This window comes from Streptomyces violaceorubidus, from assembly GCF_000717995.1.
In the GTDB taxonomy this organism is placed as follows: domain Bacteria; phylum Actinomycetota; class Actinomycetes; order Streptomycetales; family Streptomycetaceae; genus Streptomyces; species Streptomyces violaceorubidus.
In genome coordinates this window covers 1-1,489 of record NZ_JODM01000116.1, presented here as the reverse complement: position 1 = coordinate 1,489, position 1,489 = coordinate 1, and the positions used below count along the sequence as shown (strand labels likewise).

Annotated in this window: 1 protein-coding gene; it reads right to left on the bottom strand. The window is 70.9% G+C overall.

The genetic code is table 11. The features are described from left to right. The coding region (locus IE94_RS0134250; protein ID WP_030192309.1) for a condensation domain-containing protein at nucleotides 1-1,489 on the bottom strand (1,489 nt) is incomplete at both ends.

Genomic DNA, 1,489 nt, shown 5'->3' with positions numbered 1-1,489 from the left:
GAGGTGGGCCAGCTGTTCGTGGAGGTGGGCGGGGATGGTGAAGGTGACGGTGCCGCCCTGGTGGGTGGGCACGGCCGGGCGGGGCCGGTCGGTCGGGAGCTCCAGCTCCAGCGGCAGGTCTGCCAAGGCCTCCCGCCAGTAGGCGAGTTGGCGTGCGGCGACGGACGTGTCGTCGTTCTCGTCGCCCAGGAGTGCCTGCTGCCAGAGGGTGTAGTCGGCGTACTGCACCGGCAGCGGAGCCCAGTTGGGACTCTGGCCGGTGTGCCGGGCGGTGTAGGCGGTGGTGAGGTCGTGGGCGAGGGGTCCCATGGACCAGCCGTCGGCGGCGATGTGGTGGACGACGAGGAGCAGGACATGCTCGTCGGGCCCGGTGCGGAACAGGCGCAGGGCTTCGTGCCGGTGGACCACGTCGGTGAGGGCGGCGTGCAGTGCGGCTTCGTCCAGGGGGCCGGTGAGGCGGAGTGCGACGGGGATGTTGTACAGCGCGCTGTCGGGGTCGTACTGGTGCAGGAACCACAACCGCTGCTGCGCGTACGACAACGGAACGCGGTCGGGGCGGGGCAGTGCGGTCAGGGGTTCCCTGGCCGTCTCCGCCTGGCTGAGCCGGCCGGCGAGGGCCGCGACAGTCGGGGTCTCGAACAGGACGCGGACGGGCAGTTCGGTGCCCAGGCTGCTGCGGATGCGGGAGACCAGGCGGGTGGCGAGCAGGGAGTGTCCGCCCAGGTCGAAGAAGCTGTCGTCGATCCCGACGCGGGTGACGCCGAGGATGTCGGCGAACAGGGCGCACAGGATCTCTTCCTGCGGGGTGCGCGGGGCGCGGTGCTCGGTGGTGGTCGTGGTGTCGAAGTCGGGGTCGGGGAGGGCGTTGCGGTCGAGTTTGCCGTTGGCGGTCAGGGGGAGGCCGTCGAGGGTGACGAAGGCGGAGGGGACCATGTAGGCGGGCAGGGTCTGGGCCGTATGCGCACGCAGGTCGCCGGTGTCCTGGCCCACGACGTAGGCGACGAGGCGTTCGTCCCGGACGAGTACGGCTGCCTGCGAGACCGTCGGGTGAGAACGCAGGACGGTCTCGATCTCGCCGAGTTCGATGCGGTGGCCGCGGAGTTTGACCTGCTGGTCCGCGCGGCGCAGGTATTCCAGGTCTCCGCTCGCGGTCCAGCGCGCCACGTCACCCGTGCGGTACATGCGCGTACCGGGCGGGCCGTAGGGGTTGGCGGTGAAACGTTCACCGGTCAGAGCCGGGCGGTTGAGGTACCCACGGGCCACACCAGTGCCCACGATGTACAGCTCCCCGGCCACACCCGCCGGAACCGGCTGGAGGTGCTGGTCGAGGACGTAGACCTGGGTGTTGTCCAGGGGCCGGCCGATGGTGACCGCATCACCCGGTGTCAACGGGGCGGCGGTGGACCAGATGGTGGTCTCCGTGGGCCCGTACACGTTGACGACCGAGGCAGCGGTGGTGGTGAGCCGGTCGGCGAGGTCGGACGGCAGC